The sequence below is a fragment of the Paenarthrobacter sp. JL.01a genome (genome assembly GCF_025452095.1).
Taxonomy (GTDB): Bacteria; Actinomycetota; Actinomycetes; order Actinomycetales; family Micrococcaceae; genus Arthrobacter.
The window spans coordinates 1,657,706-1,675,938 of sequence record NZ_CP104877.1; the positions used below are offsets into that span (position 1 = coordinate 1,657,706).

The 18,233-nt window shown below is 63.4% G+C and carries 16 protein-coding genes; 14 read left to right on the forward strand and 2 right to left on the reverse strand.

Going from position 1 to position 18,233, the window contains the following annotated elements; all coding sequences use genetic code 11:
• The 6 genes from dapA to N5P29_RS07920 all read left to right on the forward strand — a co-directional run bounded on the left by dapA (window position 1) and on the right by N5P29_RS07920 (window position 7,282).
• The gene (dapA, locus tag N5P29_RS07895) at window positions 1–933 is read left to right on the forward strand and encodes a 4-hydroxy-tetrahydrodipicolinate synthase (protein WP_144663039.1); all 933 of its coding nucleotides are present in this window, start codon (window positions 1–3) and stop codon (window positions 931–933) included.
• 6 nt (window positions 934–939) lie between these two features.
• On the forward strand, window positions 940–2,631 hold the full coding sequence (locus N5P29_RS07900) for a ribonuclease J (protein ID WP_262278054.1): 1,692 nt from the start codon (window positions 940–942) through the stop codon (window positions 2,629–2,631).
• 75 nt (window positions 2,632–2,706) lie between these two features.
• On the forward strand, window positions 2,707–5,568 hold the full coding sequence (locus tag N5P29_RS07905; RefSeq protein ID WP_262278055.1) for an FtsK/SpoIIIE family DNA translocase: 2,862 nt from the start codon (window positions 2,707–2,709) through the stop codon (window positions 5,566–5,568).
• Between the two features lie 39 nt (window positions 5,569–5,607).
• Window positions 5,608–6,210, forward strand: coding sequence for a CDP-diacylglycerol--glycerol-3-phosphate 3-phosphatidyltransferase (gene pgsA, locus N5P29_RS07910; protein WP_262278056.1), 603 nt, complete (start codon window positions 5,608–5,610; stop codon window positions 6,208–6,210).
• Between the two features lie 23 nt (window positions 6,211–6,233).
• Window positions 6,234–6,710, forward strand: a complete 477-nt coding sequence (locus N5P29_RS07915; RefSeq protein ID WP_262278538.1) for a CinA family protein — start codon at window positions 6,234–6,236, stop codon at window positions 6,708–6,710.
• 137 nt (window positions 6,711–6,847) lie between these two features.
• Window positions 6,848–7,282, forward strand: coding sequence for a helix-turn-helix domain-containing protein (locus N5P29_RS07920; RefSeq protein ID WP_014921288.1), 435 nt, complete (start codon window positions 6,848–6,850; stop codon window positions 7,280–7,282).
• A 91-nt stretch (window positions 7,283–7,373) separates the two neighbouring features.
• On the opposite strand, the gene N5P29_RS07925 is transcribed toward N5P29_RS07920, so the two are convergent.
• Complete coding sequence (locus tag N5P29_RS07925; protein WP_262278057.1) at window positions 7,374–7,922, reverse strand: MarR family winged helix-turn-helix transcriptional regulator; 549 nt, start codon at window positions 7,920–7,922, stop codon at window positions 7,374–7,376.
• A gap of 41 nt (window positions 7,923–7,963) precedes the next feature.
• Between N5P29_RS07925 and N5P29_RS07930 the strand changes: the two genes are divergently transcribed.
• From N5P29_RS07930 to dapF, 6 genes are all read left to right on the forward strand, one after another.
• Window positions 7,964–8,188 (forward strand): DUF3046 domain-containing protein, encoded by a 225-nt coding sequence (locus tag N5P29_RS07930; protein ID WP_410007907.1) that lies wholly within the window; start codon window positions 7,964–7,966, stop codon window positions 8,186–8,188.
• Between the two features lie 256 nt (window positions 8,189–8,444).
• Complete coding sequence (gene recA, locus N5P29_RS07935) at window positions 8,445–9,485, forward strand: recombinase RecA (protein WP_018779075.1); 1,041 nt, start codon at window positions 8,445–8,447, stop codon at window positions 9,483–9,485.
• Window positions 9,486–9,576: 91 nt separating this feature from the next.
• Window positions 9,577–10,017 (forward strand): regulatory protein RecX, encoded by a 441-nt coding sequence (locus tag N5P29_RS07940; protein WP_262278058.1) that lies wholly within the window; start codon window positions 9,577–9,579, stop codon window positions 10,015–10,017.
• Window positions 10,017–11,546, forward strand: coding sequence for a tRNA (N6-isopentenyl adenosine(37)-C2)-methylthiotransferase MiaB (gene miaB, locus N5P29_RS07945; protein WP_262278059.1), 1,530 nt, complete (start codon window positions 10,017–10,019; stop codon window positions 11,544–11,546). The genes N5P29_RS07940 and miaB overlap by 1 nt, the downstream gene beginning before the upstream one ends.
• Window positions 11,547–11,561: 15 nt before the next feature.
• Window positions 11,562–12,497 carry a tRNA (adenosine(37)-N6)-dimethylallyltransferase MiaA gene (gene miaA, locus N5P29_RS07950; RefSeq protein WP_262278060.1) on the forward strand — a complete coding sequence of 312 codons (936 nt, stop codon included), beginning with the start codon at window positions 11,562–11,564 and terminating at the stop codon, window positions 12,495–12,497.
• A 46-nt stretch (window positions 12,498–12,543) separates the two neighbouring features.
• The gene (dapF, locus tag N5P29_RS07955) at window positions 12,544–13,512 is read left to right on the forward strand and encodes a diaminopimelate epimerase (protein WP_262278061.1); all 969 of its coding nucleotides are present in this window, start codon (window positions 12,544–12,546) and stop codon (window positions 13,510–13,512) included.
• Here dapF and N5P29_RS07960 read toward each other — a convergent pair.
• Window positions 13,493–14,107: a class I SAM-dependent methyltransferase gene (locus N5P29_RS07960; protein WP_262278062.1), complete on the reverse strand. Its 615-nt coding sequence runs from the start codon at window positions 14,105–14,107 to the stop codon at window positions 13,493–13,495. The genes dapF and N5P29_RS07960 overlap by 20 nt on opposite strands.
• 510 nt (window positions 14,108–14,617) lie before the next feature.
• Between N5P29_RS07960 and hflX the strand changes: the two genes are divergently transcribed.
• On the forward strand, window positions 14,618–16,180 hold the full coding sequence (gene hflX, locus N5P29_RS07965) for a GTPase HflX (protein ID WP_262278063.1): 1,563 nt from the start codon (window positions 14,618–14,620) through the stop codon (window positions 16,178–16,180).
• Window positions 16,173–18,233 (forward strand): ATP-dependent DNA helicase, encoded by a 2,061-nt coding sequence (locus tag N5P29_RS07970; RefSeq protein ID WP_262278064.1) that lies wholly within the window; start codon window positions 16,173–16,175, stop codon window positions 18,231–18,233. The genes hflX and N5P29_RS07970 overlap by 8 nt, the downstream gene beginning before the upstream one ends.

The window sequence follows — 18,233 nt, forward strand, 5'->3', positions numbered from 1 at the left end:
ATGTCTGACGTTCGTACGCCCATTCCTGCCCTTGGTACCCTGCTGACCGCCATGGTCACCCCGTTCACCGAGGACGGCAAGGTTGATTACGACCAAGCCGCTGCACTGGCGGAAAAGCTTGTCCAGGACGGCTGCGACGGACTTGTAGTCACGGGCACCACCGGCGAAACGTCCACGCTGACGGACGATGAAAACCTGGGCATGTTCCGAGCGGTCAAGGAAGCGGTGGGTGGCAAGGCCGCCATCATCGCCGGTACCGGCACCAATGACACCGCCCACTCGGTCCACCTTTCCCAGCGCGCTGCGGAGCTCGGTGTCGATGGTCTCCTGATCGTCACCCCTTATTACAACAAGCCGAGCCAGGCCGGCGTGCGCGCGCACTTCGAAACCATCGCCTCGTCCACCGATTTGCCCGTCATGCTCTATGACATCCCGGGGCGTTCCTCCATCGCCATCGCGCCGGAGACCATGATCGAACTGGCCAAGCACCAGAACATCGTGGCCGTCAAGGACGCGAAGGCTGATTTCGCAGCCGCGACGCGGGTCATGGCCGAGACCGACCTCCTCTTCTACTCCGGTGATGACGGACTGACCCTGCAGTGGATGGCGCTTGGCGCCGTCGGCCTTGTTGGCGTCACCACCCACGTGGCCACGCGTCGCTTCCGTGAGCTGATCGACGCCGTCAACAACAACGACCTCGCCACGGCGCGGTCCATCAACTTTGAATTGGAACCCGTGGTCCGTGGAACCATGACCCGGGTCCAGGGCGCAGTAGCCGCCAAGCAGATTCTCAAGTGGCAGGGAGTCCTGCCCAACTCGGTTGTCCGTTTGCCCCTCGTGGAGCCGGACGCGGCCGAGATCGCAATCATCCGCGGGGACTTGGCGGAAGCTGGAATGGACTTCAGCGTCCAGGATGGTTCCGCCGGAAAGTAGCACAATATGACCCAAACCGCCCTTCCCGGACTGGTTACGCCGCCGAAACTGCCCAAAGGCACGCTGCGGATCGTTCCGCTCGGTGGACTGGGAGAGATCGGCCGCAACATGGCGGTCTTCGAGATCAACGGCAAGTTGCTCATTGTGGACTGCGGGGTGCTGTTCCCCGAGGAAACGCAGCCTGGCGTCGATTTGATCCTGCCCGATTTCTCGTACATCGAGAACCGGCTGGACGACGTCGTGGGCGTGGTCCTCACCCACGGCCACGAGGACCACATCGGCGCAGTTCCCTATCTGCTGCGCCTCAAGGCTGATATTCCGCTGATCGGTTCACAGCTCACCCTCGCCCTGGTGGAAGCGAAGCTCCAGGAACACCGCATCAAGCCCTACACCCTCACCGTCACCGAGGGGCAGGTGGAGCAGTTCGGTCCCTTCGAGTGCGAGTTCGTTGCCGTCAACCACTCCATCCCGGATGCCTTGGCAGTGTTCATCCGCACTGAGGGCGGTACTGTCCTGCACACCGGTGACTTCAAGATGGACCAGTTGCCGTTGGACGGCCGCATTACGGACCTCCGCCACTTCGCCCGCCTGGGTGAAGAAGGCGTGGACCTCTTCATGGCCGACTCCACCAACGCCGATGTCCCCGGGTTTACCACCGCAGAGAAGGAAATCGGCCCCACGCTGGACCGATTGTTCGCGCAGGCGAAGAAGCGCATCATCGTTGCTTCCTTCTCTTCCCACGTTCACCGTGTCCAGCAGGTACTCGACGCTGCGGCCAAGCACGGCCGCCAGGTGGCCTTCGTCGGCCGCTCCATGGTCCGGAACATGGCCATCGCGGCCAAGCTGGGTTACCTGGAAGTGCCGGACAACATCCTGGTGGACATCAAGAACATCGACAACATGCCCGATGACCGCGTGGTCCTCATGTCCACCGGCTCCCAGGGTGAGCCGATGGCGGCTCTGTCGCGGATGGCCAACGGCGACCACAGGGTCATCGTTGGCAAGGGCGACACCGTGATCCTGGCCTCCAGCCTGATCCCGGGCAACGAGAATGCCGTGTTCCGCATCATCAACGGCCTGCTCAAACTCGGCGCCGACGTCATCCACAAGGGCACCGCCAAAGTGCACGTTTCCGGGCACGCTGCAGCCGGCGAATTGCTCTATTGCTACAACATCCTTGAACCGCTGAACGCCATGCCAGTCCACGGCGAAACACGGCATCTGATCGCCAACGGCAACATCGCACTGGAATCGGGCGTGCCCTCCGAAGGCATCATCCTCAGCGACAACGGCACGGTGATCGACCTCAAGGACCACGTGGCCAACATTGTGGGCCAGGTGGAAGTCGGATTCGTGTACGTGGATGGTTCCAGCGTTGGCGAAATCACCGACGCCGACCTGAAGGACCGCCGCGTCCTGGGGGACGAAGGCTTCATCTCCGTCATCACGGTCATCAACCGGGCCACCGGGAAAATCGTGTCCGGTCCGGAGATCCATGCCCGTGGCGTGGCTGAAGATGACTCCGTTTTCGACGAGATCATCCCCAAGATCAATGCTGCCCTCGAAGAAGCTGTGCTCAATCACACAGACCACACCAACCACCAGCTTCAGCAAGTGGTGCGCAGGGTCATTGGTACCTGGGTGAACCGCAAGCTCCGCCGCCGTCCGATGATCATTCCGGTGGTCCTCGAGGCGTAGGCTGCCGGCAACATGAATACCCAAGGGGGTCTGAAATCCGCGGATTTCAGACCCCCTTGGGGTAGCGTGGCACGTATGGCGACCCGTACTACCTCCACGCCACGAGGCAGCTCCAGCAGTAAATCCGGCGGCAACGGCCGGGGCGGAGCCGCATCCAAATCCAGCGCCGCGGCGAGCAAAAGCGGCAGGGGCAGCACTGCCCGCACCAAGCAAGCGGCCGCCGTCGAGCCCCAGGCTCCGCTGCCGCTTCGCGTGCTGTCAGGTGCCTGGCAGGGGATAGGGCATGTGGTGGGCGCCGGCGTCCGGCGCATTGGACACGACGTCAGCGATCTCGACCCCGCGGACCGCCGGGACGGCGCGGCCCTGTTCAATCTGGTGCTGGGCATCGCCATCGCCACCTTCGCCTGGTGGGGCCTCACCGGATGGCTCCCCGACATCGTCTACAGCGTGGTCAACGGCACCTTTGGCTGGATGTCGTTGATCCTGCCCTTCATGCTTTTTGTCTGCGCTTTCCGCTTGTTCCGGAAGCCGCAGGACGGCCGTGGCAACAATCGTGTGGGCATCGGCTTCATGATCATGACCCTGGCCGGTTCCGGACTGGCCCAGGTTATTGGCGGGCAACCCACCGTCGCCGACGGTTTTGACGGACTCCGCCGGGCAGGCGGCATGCTGGGCTTCCTCGCAGCGGCCCCCCTCGCAGCCATCCATGTGGCTGTTCCGGTCATCATTTACAGCCTCCTGGCCTTTGTTTCCCTGCTGATTGTCACTGCGACCCCGTTCGGTGCGATTCCTGCCCGGATCCGGGGCGCCTACGAACACCTCATGGGCGTGGACCTCATGGAGGAGACCGGAAAAGACCAGCACGACCGCAGCTACCTTTATGGCAACGACGCTTCCACGCCGAAAAAGAAGAAGCGCATGCGCATCTTCGGCAAGGACGAAGAACCCGACGCCGGCCTGGAGGGTTACGTCGGTGACGAGGCGTTCGAGCACGCCATTGTCGACGACGACGAAACTCCGGCTGCGTCGGCACCGCGCGTTCCGCCCGGCGTGCGGCGCCCGACGCAAGCCGAAATCGCGGTGGAGAAGATCAAGGCCGCCCAAGGCCTGGCCGGAGCAAACCCCGGCATCGACAACCCCACCGAGGCCATCCCCGTCCTGACGCCGGAGATGACCGCGCCTGTGGCGGCCCAGGTCCCGGCACGCCCGGCCACCCCGCCGCCGCCACCCACGCCGATTCCGCAGCGCACCGAGCAATTGTCACTGGCCGGCGATGTCACCTACACCCTCCCGGCCTCGGACTACCTGACGCCGGGCTCCATTCCGAAGGAGCGCACGGAAGCCAATGACGCCGTCGTCGCCGCGCTGACCGACACCCTCACGCAGTTCAACGTCGACGCGCAAGTCACCGGCTTCAGCCGTGGTCCCACCGTGACCCGGTACGAGATCGAGCTTTCGCCCGGCACCAAGGTCGAACGCGTCACGGCGTTGTCGAAGAACATTTCCTACGCCGTGGCGTCCAGCGATGTCCGCATCCTCAGCCCCATCCCGGGTAAGTCCGCGATCGGTATCGAGATCCCCAACACCGACCGTGAGACTGTCTCCCTCGGCGACGTCCTCCGGAGCCAGAACGCTCGCCGCACGGACCACCCCATGGTCATGGGCGTGGGCAAGGACGTCGAGGGTGGCTACGTCGTGGCCAACCTTGCCAAGATGCCCCACCTCCTGGTTGCAGGTGCTACCGGTGCAGGTAAGTCGAGCTTTGTGAACTCGATGATCACCTCCATCCTCATGCGGGCCACTCCGGATGAAGTGCGCATGGTCATGGTGGACCCCAAACGTGTGGAACTGACGGCCTATGAGGGCGTTCCACACCTCATCACGCCCATCATCACCAACCCGAAGAAGGCCGCTGAGGCGCTGCAGTGGGTGGTCCGGGAGATGGACGCCCGCTACGACGACCTCGCCAACTACGGCTACAAACACATCGATGACTTCAACAAGGCCGTCCGGGCCGGGAAAGTAACGCCTCCGGTGGACTCGAAGCGGGTCATCAAGCCCTACCCGTACCTGCTGGTGATCGTGGACGAACTTGCCGACCTCATGATGGTGGCACCGCGCGATGTTGAAGATTCGATTGTCCGCATCACCCAGTTGGCCCGTGCCGCTGGTATCCACCTGGTCCTGGCTACCCAGCGACCGTCCGTGGACGTCGTCACCGGCCTCATCAAGGCGAACGTGCCCTCCCGCATGGCTTTCGCCACGTCGTCGGTCACGGACTCGCGGGTTGTCCTGGACCAGCCGGGCGCCGAGAAGCTCATCGGCCAGGGTGACGCATTGTTCCTGCCGATGGGTGCTTCCAAGGCCATGCGTGTCCAGGGCGCCTGGGTTTCGGAATCGGAAATCCACAAGGTCGTGGAGCACGTCAAGGGCCAGTTGCAGGCTGTCTACCGTGATGACGTCGCGGCCGAAGCCCCCAAGAAGCAGATCGACGACGACATCGGAGACGATCTCGAAGTCCTCCTGCAGGCCACCGAGCTTGTGGTGACCACCCAGTTCGGCTCGACCTCGATGCTGCAACGCAAGCTGCGTGTTGGCTTCGCGAAAGCCGGCCGCCTCATGGACCTGTTGGAGTCCCGCGGCGTGGTGGGTCCGTCGGAGGGCTCCAAAGCACGTGACGTCCTGGTCAAGCCCGATGACCTTGCCGCCGTTCTCGCTGCGATGAAGGGCCAGGAGTCACCCGCTGCTCCTGACGCGCACACCGCGGCCTTGAGCGATAACGCGAACTCGAACATCGCCGTCGGCGGTTACGCAGAGGACCTGGTGCAGGCCGACCTGGACAACAGGTCGCAAGCCATTGACTACTTCGACGGTGCGGACACCTCCGATGATGACGACGAGGGCGGCGAGGACGCCTGGTCGCTCACGGGCCGCTAGCGCCCAAGTGGGCCGCGCCGAAGACGGTAGCCTAGAGGGGTGACTACAGCCGAGGGCGACAACGCTACTTCCGGCAGTTCCGATGTCTGGAACCTGCCCAACATCCTGACGATGCTGCGCATCGTCCTGGTGCCCTTCTTTGTCTGGTTCCTGCTGGCCGATAACGGCGAGTACGGGATCTGGCGGTGGGCCGCTGTGCTGGCCTTCGCGGTGGCGATCTATACGGACAAGCTCGACGGCGACATCGCCCGGGCGCGCGGCCTTATCACGAACTTCGGCAAGATCGCCGATCCGATAGCGGACAAGCTGCTCATCGGCTCTGCGCTGGTACTGCTGTCCATCCTGGGGGAGCTGCCATGGTGGGCCACCATCCTTATCCTGGTTCGCGAATGGGGCATCACGGCACTGCGTTTCGTGGTGATCCGCTACGGCGTCATGCCTGCATCGCGGGGCGGCAAGCTCAAGACCGTGGTTCAAACCGTCGCAATCTTCCTGTACGTGCTTCCCCTCAAGGCCATTGCTCCCTGGCTCGGTGACGTTGCGTTTTGGGTCATGATGGTGGCCCTGGCCATCACGCTCTGGACCGGCGTCGAATATGTCATCCAGGCCATGAGGCTGCGTGCTGCCGGGCGTCGCCGGTGAGGCCCGGTGACGCCGCCTCCGGCATGGCGACGACGGCCGTAGGGATCGCTGTCCGCAACGGAATGACAGTTGCCACGGCCGAGTCGTTGACCGCCGGGCTCGTTGCGGCAACGCTCGCCAACACTCCCGGTGCCTCCGGCATGTTGCAAGGCGGCGTCATCGCCTACCAGAACTCCGTCAAGGCGGGGGTTCTGGGCGTTCCGGAAAGTCTTCTCGCGGAGGTTGGTTCAGTTGACGGTGGCGTCGCCGAGGCGATGGCCGACGGCGCGCGCCGGGCTTGCGCTGCCGACATCGGAATATCGACCACTGGTGTCGCCGGACCCGACCCGCACGACGGCAAGGCAGTAGGCACCGTCTTCGTAGGCGTCGCCTCGTCACAGGGTGCGGAGTCCTTCGAGTACAGCTTCGCCGGCGACCGGCAGTCCATCCGCGAACAGGCCTGCGAGGCCGCCTTGGCGCGTCTGCTTGCCGCGCTGGGTGAGGTTGGTTACCGTTCGTAAAGTAGTCGGGAACAAAAACTCATTGCCAATAGTTGTGTCATTGTGTCGCTTCGGAAGAGCCGGGGCGCCTAGGATGTAAAAACATACCCGGTCCGCCACCCAGCGAACCGGACCAACGAGGGAGCATGGCGATACAGATGGTAAAGCAGCCCGTATCCGTAAACGGCGTTGTCCGCTGGAAGGATGTGGGCTTGGCTGATCAGGCACAGAGCGAACAGAAGGAGCGCAAAATGGTTGTACTACGCCACGAGATCGGTGATGTACTGCGCGATGTCCGCCAGCGTCAGGGCCGTACCCTCCGCGAGGTTTCGCACAGCGCCCGCGTCTCACTTGGCTACTTGAGTGAAGTGGAACGTGGCCAGAAGGAGGCTTCTTCCGAGCTCCTGTCTTCAATCTGCACAGCCTTGGACGTTCCGTTGTCCCACATGCTTCGCGAAGTCAGCGACCGAGTGGCGGTCGCAGAAGGTGTTGCCGTTCCGGACACCGTCCCCCAGGAATTCTCGCAGCGCTACGGCCGCGATCTGGACCTCACGGACGACTTCCCCCAGGGAATGCTCTCCGGAGCCCGGTAGAACGCCCTTTTCAGGCAACGAAGAAGGTCCCCAGCCTCAGGCTGGGGACCTTTTTTCTTGGCGCAGACCGCTTTGAGTGGCTGATCGCTGGTCAGTCGTTGGCTGCTGTGTCGGAGGCGTCGACTCCGGCTTCCTTGGGGCCGAGGTCCTTCAGGGCGCCGTCACCGTAGATGGCGTTGAGGCGTCCCATGTAATCGGCCAAGGTCTGGACATCCTCCAAGGGCCATTCGCCGAGCCGCTCCCTGAAGACCTGCCGGCGGGCATCCTGGACAAGGTGCATCTTTTCCTCGCCCTTGTCCGTCAGGCGGATGGACTGCGCGCGGCCATCCTGGGGATCCGCTTCTTTGTAGACCAGGCCGATGCTTTCCAGGAAGGCTATCTGGCGGCTCACGGAGGGCTTGCCCACGCCGATGCAGGTGGCCAGATCCGTCAGCCGGATCGGACCTTCCCTGCGGATGACCGTCAGCAGGCCGTAGGCAGCCGGTTCCATGTCCGGATGAACCTGGCGGGACAACTGATGGGAGATCGAACGGGCGCGGCGCCAGAGCAGGCTCAGCTGGTGTTCCACCTGCTGGAGGGCGTCGTCGACGTCGTCGCCTGGCACGGCAGAACCTGGCGTGCTCTGGAGAGGATTGCTCATGGCAACCATTCTAGAGTCCACTGCCATGAGAGACTCTATCCGTGAGGGCAAGTGACTTTTGGCGACTGATGGACGACGAATTCGGTGCCGGCTACTCCCGTGTCCTGGCCGGTTCGTTGGTTCTGGCCGGCGTTGGGGGCCGCACGGCCGTCGAGGCTCTGGCCGCCGGTTACCATCCCCGCGAGGTATGGCTGGCCGTGTGCGAGGTACAGGACGTGCCTCCCGAGCGCAGGTTGGGAAGGGATATCAAGCCTGCGTCGAACTGAACGGCTACTGGCGCGGACAGTAACGGGGGCGGCGGACACGCCGCAGCGTTGTTCGAATATCTGTTCGGATCGGGATATGCTCCTGTGAGAGGAAAATTGTTTCCGTAGGACGCATTCCCCAGCTTCCGGCAGCCAGGTTATCCACATAGCCGTAGTCGGCAACTAAAAATGTCAGGCCGCCGTAATAGCGTCTGACGTGACAGGAAAGCGGCCTATCGGGCCACTCCACAGCGAGAAAGCATCAGAGGTGTGAACCATGGCGGCAACCCCGGATCGTGAGAAGGCGCTCGAAGCAGCGCTTGCCCAGATCGACAAGCAGTTCGGCAAAGGCTCCATCATGCGCCTGGGTGATGACACCCGAGCGCCCATCGAAGTCATTCCCACCGGTTCCATTGCGCTGGACGTGGCCCTTGGCATTGGCGGCCTGCCCCGTGGCCGCGTCGTGGAAATCTACGGCCCGGAATCCTCGGGTAAGACCACCGTTGCGCTGCACGCCGTTGCCAACGCACAGCGCGCCGGCGGCATTGCGGCGTTCATTGACGCCGAGCACGCGCTTGACCCGGACTACGCCGCCAAGCTCGGCGTAGACACCGACGCCCTCCTTGTCTCACAGCCGGATACCGGTGAGCAGGCATTGGAAATCATGGACATGCTGGTGGGTTCCGGTTCGCTGGACATCATCGTCATCGACTCCGTGGCCGCCCTTGTTCCCCGGGCCGAAATCGAAGGCGAGATGGGCGACTCCCACGTTGGCCTCCAGGCCCGCCTCATGAGCCAGGCATTGCGTAAGATCACCGGTCGTCTGAGCCAGACCAAGACCACCGCGATCTTCATCAACCAGCTGCGCGAGAAGATCGGCGTCTTCTTCGGATCGCCGGAGACCACCACCGGTGGTAAGGCTTTGAAGTTCTACGCATCAGTCCGCATCGACGTCCGCCGCATCCAGACCCTTAAAGAGGGCGCGGATTCCGTTGGTAACCGCACCAAGGCCAAGATCGTCAAAAACAAGATGGCTCCGCCCTTCAAGATCGCCGAGTTCGACATCATTTACGGTCAGGGCATCTCCCGCGAGGGCGGCATCATCGACATGGGCGTTGAGCACGGCATCATCAAGAAGTCGGGTTCATGGTTCACCTATGACGGCGATCAGCTTGGCCAAGGCATGGAAAACTCGCGGCGATTCCTGCGGGACAACCCCGAGCTTGCCCAGGAGCTGGAGCGCCTGATCAAGGAGAAGCTCGGCGTCGGCGTCAAGCCGGAGGAAGACTCCCCGAAGCTGAAGGCCGTTGACGGCTAGAACCGGGCCGGGCCCGGAATCTGCAATAGCTGCAGATTCCGAGCCCGACCCCGAATCCGTGGCACGCGCCATCGTCCTTCGACAGTTAACGATGGCGCCACGGAGCCGGCTGCAGCTCTCCCGCAAACTGGCCGAGCGCAACGTTCCCGAAGATGTCGCAGAGGCAGTGCTGGACCGCTTCGAAGAAGTTCAGCTCATTGATGACGCTGAGTTCGCCAGAATGTGGGTTCGAAGCCGTTCGCAGAGCAAGAAGCTTGCCAAGAGTGCGCTTCGGCGCGAACTGTCGGACAAGGGCATCGACCTCGAGTCGGCAGAAGATGCGCTCTCGCAGCTTAGTGACCAGGACGAAGAATCGGCAGCCCGCGACCTCGTGGAACGCAAGCTTCGCCCGGGCATGAACCTCTCGGATCGGGCTGAGCGGGACAAGTACACGCGCAGGCTGGCTTCCATGTTGGCGCGCAAGGGCTACGCCCCCTCTTTGGCGTTCAGGATCGTCGGTGAGGTGCTTGCAGAAGCCGGTACCCTTGAGTAGTGAGTTTGACCATTCCTTCCCCAACAGCAGCCCCTAGTCCTTCTGCTGAGCCCAGGACCTACCAGGTCCGGACCTTCGGCTGCCAGATGAATGTCCATGATTCAGAGCGCATGGCGGGCCTGCTTGAGGACGCCGGCTACGTGCCTGCCGAGGGCGACCTCGCCGACGTCGTGGTCTTCAACACCTGCGCCGTCCGCGAGAATGCGGACAACAAGCTCTACGGGAACCTGGGCCAGCTACGGCAGGTCAAAGAAGCCAACCCCGGTATGCAGATCGCTGTTGGGGGATGCCTGGCCCAGAAGGACCGCGAAACCATCGTCCGGAAGGCGCCATGGGTTGACGCTGTTTTTGGCACCCACAACGTTGGAGCGCTCCCGGCCCTCCTCAACCGCGCGCGGCACAACAATGAGGCCCAGCTCGAGATTCTGGAATCCCTGGATGTCTTTCCGTCCACGCTTCCTACCAAGCGCGAATCCGTGTATTCGGGGTGGGTTTCCATTTCCGTGGGATGTAACAACACGTGCACGTTCTGCATCGTGCCTTCCCTCCGCGGCAAGGAGAAGGACCGGCGTCCCGGCGAAATCCTTGCCGAGATCCAGGCCCTCGTTGACGACGGAGTAGTTGAAGTCACCCTTCTCGGACAGAACGTCAACTCGTACGGTGTCGAATTCGGCGACCGGCAGGCGTTCTCCAAACTCCTGCGTGCCTGTGGCGACATTGAAGGCCTCGAGCGGGTGCGTTTCACGAGTCCCCACCCCGCGGCGTTCACGGACGACGTCATTGAGGCCATGGCTGAGACCCCCAACGTTATGCCCCAGCTTCACATGCCCCTGCAGTCTGGATCTGACAGGGTACTCAAGGACATGCGCCGTTCGTACCGCTCCAGCCGTTTCCTGGGCATCCTGGACAAAGTGCGGGAGCAGATACCGCACGCCGCCATTACAACAGACATCATCGTGGGCTTCCCGGGTGAGACCGAGGAAGACTTCCAGGCAACGTTGGACGTCGTGGAGAAATCCCGGTTCTCCTCGGCCTTCACCTTCCAGTACTCCAAGCGTCCCGGTACACCGGCAGCTGAACTGCCGGACCAGCTGCCCAAAGCGGTGGTCCAGGAGCGTTTCGAACGGCTCACGGCTTTGCAGGACCGCATCGCTGCCGAGGAGAATGCGGCACAGCTTGGACGCCAGGTCGAGGTATTGGTGACAGCCCAGGCGGGCAGGAAAGCCGGGGAGACCCATCGTCTTTCCGGGCGGTCGAAAGACCAGAGGCTCGTGCACTTTTCCGTGCCGAACGGTGCGGAGGCTCCGCGCCCCGGTGACTTTGTCACCGTGACCATCACGGAGGCTGCGGCGTTCCACTTGGTGGCCGACCCCGCAACAGCCAATGATTATGTCCTGCGGCGTTCGCGCGCTGGAGATGCCTGGGACCGGTCCCAAGCCGACTCCTGCGGCGTCCCCACCCCCGGCGCTTCCAGCGGCAAGACCGGAGTGTCCTTGGGCATGCCGGCGCTGCCTGCCCGCCGCGCCTGACCGGGTCTGGAATCCATGTCGCATTCCCGGGACGCCCGGAACTCCAAGCATGCCCGGCCGGTCATCGCCGTCGTGGGGCCCACAGGTTCAGGCAAGTCGGATCTTGGCGTCAATCTTGCCGCGGCCCTCGACGGAGAAGTGATCAACGCCGATGCCCTGCAGTTCTACAGGGGCATGGACATCGGAACCGCGAAGATCAGCATGGAGGAGCGCAAGGGCATTCCACATCATCTCCTGGATACCCTCGACGTGACTGAGGAGGCCAGCGTGGCTGACTTCCAGGCCGAATGCCGCGCAGCCATTGGCGATGTCCACTCCCGCGGGAAGCGTGCCATCGTGGTGGGCGGATCGGGGCTTTATGTGCGCGCTGCACTGGATATCCTCGAGTTTCCGGGCACGGATCCCGCTTTGAGGCAGAGCCTCGAGCAGGAGTACGAAACACAGGGACTTGCTCCATTGAGGGCCCGGCTGGAGGAAACGGATCCCGTATCGGCCGCACGTCTTGGCGACGCGCGAAGGGTAATCCGCGCCCTTGAGGTTTTCGGACTCACGGGTCGCCCGTTCAGCTCCTTCATGCCCCAGCGCGAGTATTACCAGCCCGCCGTCCAGATCGGCTTGTCCGTGGACCGTGAAGAACTCAGGGAGCGCCTTGCCCGCCGCGTGCACCGGATGGTGGAGGCAGGCCTTGCCGAAGAGGTTCAGCGCCTCGACGCCCAGGGGTTGCGAAAGGGAAAGACGGCGTCGCGGGCCTTGGGCTATGCGCAGTTCCTCCGGGTCCTGGATGGCGACATGGACGTGCCGGAGGCAGTAGAGGAAACCATCGTCTCGACCAGGCAGTTTGCCCGCCGCCAGCTCACCTGGTTCCGCGCTGATCCGCGGATTTCCTGGCTGGACTGGACGGACCCGGACATCGTCTCCAAGGCAGTGTCGTTGGTTGGCGCCCACGGCTAGCTTGGCAATTTCTGGCCGAACAGGCGTGGAAGGTAGCCTTGATTCCATGGATGCAAACGCCGCAGTTCCCACCCGCCAGCCCGCTGCTGCCGAGACCACCAATGCCACATCAAGCCTGGCCGGATTGGCGTTTTCCAAGGGGCATGGAACCGGCAATGACTTTGTCCTGATTGCCGATCCCGGGGACGCACACGAAATCACTGCCGAGCAGGTTGCCCAACTGTGCAACCGCCACACCGGCATCGGCGGCGACGGCCTCATCCGAGCCGTTCCTTCCCGGTTCCTCCCGGAAGGCCGGGCGTTGTTGGAGGTGGATTCCGCAGCAGAGTGGTTCATGGACTACCGCAACGGCGATGGCTCCCTGTCAGAGATGTGTGGCAATGGCGTGCGGGTCTTTGTCCACTTCCTCAGCGAACAGGGCCTGGTGGACCTTGGCCCGGGTGAAATCCTGACGATCGGCACCCGTGGAGGTGTCAAGAAGGTGGTTCGAACGGCCAACGGGTACGCCGTGGACATGGGTCCCTGGGAGTTCATCTTCCCTGACGAGGCAACGAGCAAGGCGATGGACGCCCTGGTCAGCGCCGACGGCCTCGAAGTGGCCCGTCCCGGCCTCTCAGTCAGCATGGGCAACCCGCACACGGTTGTTGCCTTGGCTGAACTCAGCGAGCTCTCGGCTACACAGCTGTTCAAAGCACCCGTGGTCGATCCCAAACCGGCCAATGGCACGAATGTTGAATTCGTCGTCCCCGCCGAACCGCTGGTGGAGGACGGAGTGGGAACCATCACCATGCGCGTGCATGAGCGCGGCGTGGGGGAGACCCAATCCTGCGGCACCGGAGCCTGTGCAGCGGCAGTGGCGATCCGCCACTGGGCGGGCAGCACCGCTCCCAACGATTGGCATGTAAACGTGCCTGGCGGCGTCGTCGATGTGAAATTCTTCCCCGGCGCAGGCGGCCGCGAGCACGTAGAGCTCAGTGGCCCTGCCGTCATTGTGGCTAGCGGGACGCTTTCCTGACGCGAAGGATCCTAAAGGACTTGGAGGTGCTCTCACGGGACACCGTGAACGACTCGTCCAATTCAGCTGCCAGCCAACGCTGCAGGGAGTCCGAACCCAGGTTCTTTTGAACCACCAGCCACGCGTTCCCGCCGGGAGCGAGCCGGGGCAGCCAGGTGAGCAGCAGGGAGTGCAGCTCGTCCTTGCCGATGCGGATCGGGGGATTGGACCAGATAGTGTCGAACTCGACGGCGGGGTCCACCTCCTGCGGCAAGCTTGCCGTTACGTTGTCCAGGCCCAGTGCGGCCGCATTCTCGTTGGTCAGCACCACGCAGCGCTCGTTGACATCCACGGCGTAGACACGGGCATTGGCTGCCTTCAGCCCGAGCGTCAGGGCAATAGGACCCCAACCGCAGCCGATGTCCAAAAGGTTGCCACGGGGCGACGGGGGCGGGACATCCGACAGGAGGATCGCCGTACCCTTGTCGATACCGTCGGGACTGAAGATTCCTGAGGAGGTCTGCAGGTGGCGCGTAGCACCGGCGAGCTCCACCGTGAGCGGCTTGCGGGTGAACGGTCCAGCCGGTTGGGCGGTGAAATAGTGTGCAGACTCCATAATTTGCCAGATTAGTTGGCTATCGGCGCCTTGGGAAACTGCCTTCGACCGGGGCCCGGTTTGACAGGGCTGATAGTATTTAGTCCATGTTCTTGATCTTTGAGTAATTCGCCGAATCCACGCCTGGACTGCAGGCGTTCGACGGCACCGCCCGCGATGCAGGCCCGGCTTGGCTCCAATGCCCGGCTCACGGCCTTTCCGCCAGGCAGGTCCCACCGGCAACAGTCCGCCTCCACGACTCCGTGGCGCCGGACGCTCAGAAGATCGCTCCCCGCCCTGTTTCCAGGATCACATCGCCTGACGGCAGATCCGTGGGGCAGTACCAGGACTTCCGACACGCCGAGGCCTTCCCGCGGATCCACCAGATCACCGACGCCAGAGCCCAGTGAGCCATCGGCGTCCAGCACACAGGAGACCATTTTGGCCCAAGCCGGTCAGCCCAGCGCGAAGAGCGCCCCATCCAGCAACAAACAGCACTATTCTGGAATTGCCGAACAGTCTAAGGAGACCATGACCACCCAGAATCATTCCGGATCCGATTCCGACGCCCAGGACATGAGTCCTGAACAAATCCAGGCCGTCATCGACCGGATTCTTTCCAAGGATGTCCCCGCGCACGCATCCGACGACAACGACGCCAATGGCGTGTTCGGCAAGGCACAGGCCATTTCAACCCTGGACCAAGAGCACAGCATTTTCGACGGCGACCAGGAAGACCTCGCCGAACGCCGCGCCCTGCGCCGTACCGCAGGACTGTCCACCGAACTCGAAGACGTCACCGAAGTTGAATACCGGCAGCTGCGCCTTGAGCGCGTCGTCCTGGCCGGCCTTTGGACAGAAGGCACGTTGGCCGACGCGGAGAACTCCCTGCGTGAACTGGCGGCCCTGGCAGAAACCGCAGGCTCGGAAGTCCTCGACGGTCTGGTTCAACGCCGCACGAAGCCTGACCCCGGAACGTTCCTCGGCTCCGGCAAGGCACAGGAACTCAAAGACATCGTCGCCGCCACGGGTGCCGATACCGTCGTCGTAGACACCGAACTGGCCCCGTCCCAGCGACGCGGGCTGGAGGACATTGTCAAGGTCAAGGTCGTCGACCGGACCACGCTCATCCTGGACATCTTCGCCCAGCACGCCAAGAGTCGCGAAGGCAAGGCCCAGGTGGAGCTCGCCCAGTTGGAATACCTGCTTCCACGCCTTCGTGGTTGGGGTGAATCCATGTCCCGACAGGCCGGTGGCCAGGTCGGTGGTGCCGGTGCCGGCATGGGCTCACGTGGTCCCGGTGAAACGAAAATCGAACTGGACCGTCGCCGAATCCGTACGCGCATGGCCAAACTGCGGCGTGAGATCGCCGCGATGAAGCCGGCCCGCGAGACCAAACGTGCCAACCGCCGTCGTAATGCTGTTCCGTCCGTCGCGATCGCCGGGTACACCAACGCCGGTAAGTCCTCGTTGTTGAACCGCCTGACCGACGCCGGTGTCCTGGTGGAGAACGCCCTGTTCGCCACGTTGGATCCGACCGTCCGCAAAGCGCAAACCCCCGACGGCATCGGCTACACCTTGGCCGACACCGTGGGTTTCGTGCGTTCCCTGCCCACCCAACTGGTAGAGGCCTTCCGGTCGACACTGGAGGAAGTGGCTGACGCGGACCTCATTCTTCATGTCGTGGACGCTTCACACCCGGACCCCGAGGGGCAGATCGCCGCAGTGCGCGCTGTCTTTTCCGAGGTGGATGCACGCAAGGTTCCCGAAATCATCGTCCTGAACAAGGTTGATGTGGCAGACCCCTTCGTGGTTGAGCGCCTCAAGCAGAAAGAACCCCGTCACGCCGTGGTTTCCACCCGTACGGGCGAGGGAATCGCTGAACTGCTGGAGGACATCAGCCAGTCCATTCCGCGCCCGGGTGTGCGGCTTGAGCTGCTGATTCCCTACGATCGCGGCGAGCTGATCAGCAAGCTGCACAGCTCCGATTCGGAAATCCTAAGCATTGACCACGAGGAACACGGCACACGCATCGTGGTCATGGTCCGTGAAGGACTGGCAGCCGAACTGGAGTCATTCGTCAGCAATGGTTGAGAAGGTGGCGGCGGACGCCGTCGAGTCGGTGGGGGAGAAGACCACCCTCGAACTGTTGGACCGGGCTGTGGCCGGCATGGGCGGGCAAAGCCGTGCCGGCCAGCACGAAATGGCCAAGCACGTAACCCGGGCCATCGAAAACGGGGAGCATCTGCTGGTCCAGGCGGGAACGGGAACAGGTAAGTCTCTGGCTTACCTGATTCCGTTGATCGCACATTCCATGGACAGCGACAAACCGACGCTCGTGTCCACCGCCACCTTGGCTCTCCAGACCCAGATTGTCGGCAGGGACCTGCCGCGGTTGCTGGAGACCATCAACCCCGCACTCGAGCGGCCGGTCAACGTGGCGCTCGTGAAGGGCCGTGCCAACTACGTCTGCCTGCAGAAGCTCGAGGGTGGCTTTCCCAGTGAAGAGCCGTCGGAAGGCCAACTGTTCTCCCTGGGCGAGGACACCAGTGTTCCGCACTTCGCGGCGTCCATGGGAGGACCGCAATCACAGCTTGGCAAGGAAGTAGTCCGCCTTCGTGAATGGGCTGAGAAGACTGCCACGGGCGACCGCGATGAACTGATGCCCGGCGTCACGGACCGGGCCTGGCGACAGGTGTCTGTGACGTCCATGGAGTGCCTGGGGGCCCAGAAATGCCCACTCGCGGAGGAGTGCTTCAGCGAGCTGGCCCGGGCCCGGGCCGCTGAGGCCGACGTCGTTGTCACCAACCACGCCATGCTTGCCGTCAGCGCCTTCGAGGGCTTGGCCGTCCTGCCTGAATACGATGTCGTGGTGGTTGACGAAGCCCACGAACTGCAGGACCGCGTGACCGGTGCGGTGTCAGGGCAGTTGTCAGTGGCCATGGTCCATGCGGCTGCCTCCAGTGCACGGAAACACACGGCCATTACGGTCGATGCCCTCAACGCAGCTGCCGATCGCCTTGATATGGCCATCGCCGGGGTCCCGAACGGCCTGTTGCCCAACGGACTGAACGACGAACAGCTCGACTGCCTGGACCAACTGCGCGATGCCACACGTGCTGCTCTGTCCGATTCGAAGACAGATTCCTCGAATGCCGCAGACGGCGGCAGGCAGCTGGCGCGGTCCCGGCTCATGCTCATCCTCGAGCTGTGCGAGCGGATGCTCGCGGCCAAGGAGAACCGGGAAGTAGTTTGGTTTTCCCGTAACAGCACCTTTGATCCCCAACAGGGATACTCGCAGCCTGACGAGACCGCGCCGGCGCTGATCAACATCGCCCCGCTGAGCGTCGCCGGCCGGTTGCGCGAAGGCTTGTTCGCCGACCACACGGTGGTGCTGACTTCGGCCACGCTGGCCATTGGCTCGGCTTTTGAACCCGCCGCCGGGGGTCTTGGCCTGATTGGTGACGGCGCCCCCAGCTGGACAGGTATCGACGTCGGTTCGCCGTTCGATTACCCCAAGCAAGGGGTGCTGTACGTAGCGAAGCATCTTCCCAAACCCGGCCGCGGAACATCCCCTGAGGCCCTGGATGAGCTGGAAGACCTGATCCGGGCATCGGGCGGTGGAGCGCTGTGCCTGTTCTCATCACGGCGGGCATCCGAAGAGGCAGCAGAAGCCATGCGGCTGCGCCTTGATGTGGACATCCTCTGCCAGGGCGAGTCCACCATGGCGGCCCTGGTCAAGCAGTTCGCCGATGAGCCGGACACATGCCTCTTCGGAACCATGTCCCTGTGGCAGGGAGTGGACGTGCCAGGCGGTTCATGCCGCCTGGTGGTCATCGACCGGATTCCGTTCCCGCGGCCCGATGACCCCCTCATGACTGCCCGCTCCCGTGCGGTGGCGCAGTCCGGCGGCAACGGATTCATGGCGGTTTCGGCCACCCACGCTGCCACCCGGCTGGCGCAGGGCGCGGGGCGCCTGATCCGTTCAACGGGGGACAAGGGGGTAGTGGCCGTCCTGGATTCACGGCTCTCGACAGAACGCTATGGAGGGTTCCTGCGGGCCGCTCTGCCGCCCTTCTGGGCCACGACGGACCGTTCGGTGGTACGCGGCGTCCTGGAGCGCCTGGGATCCGCCCGGAAGGCCTGA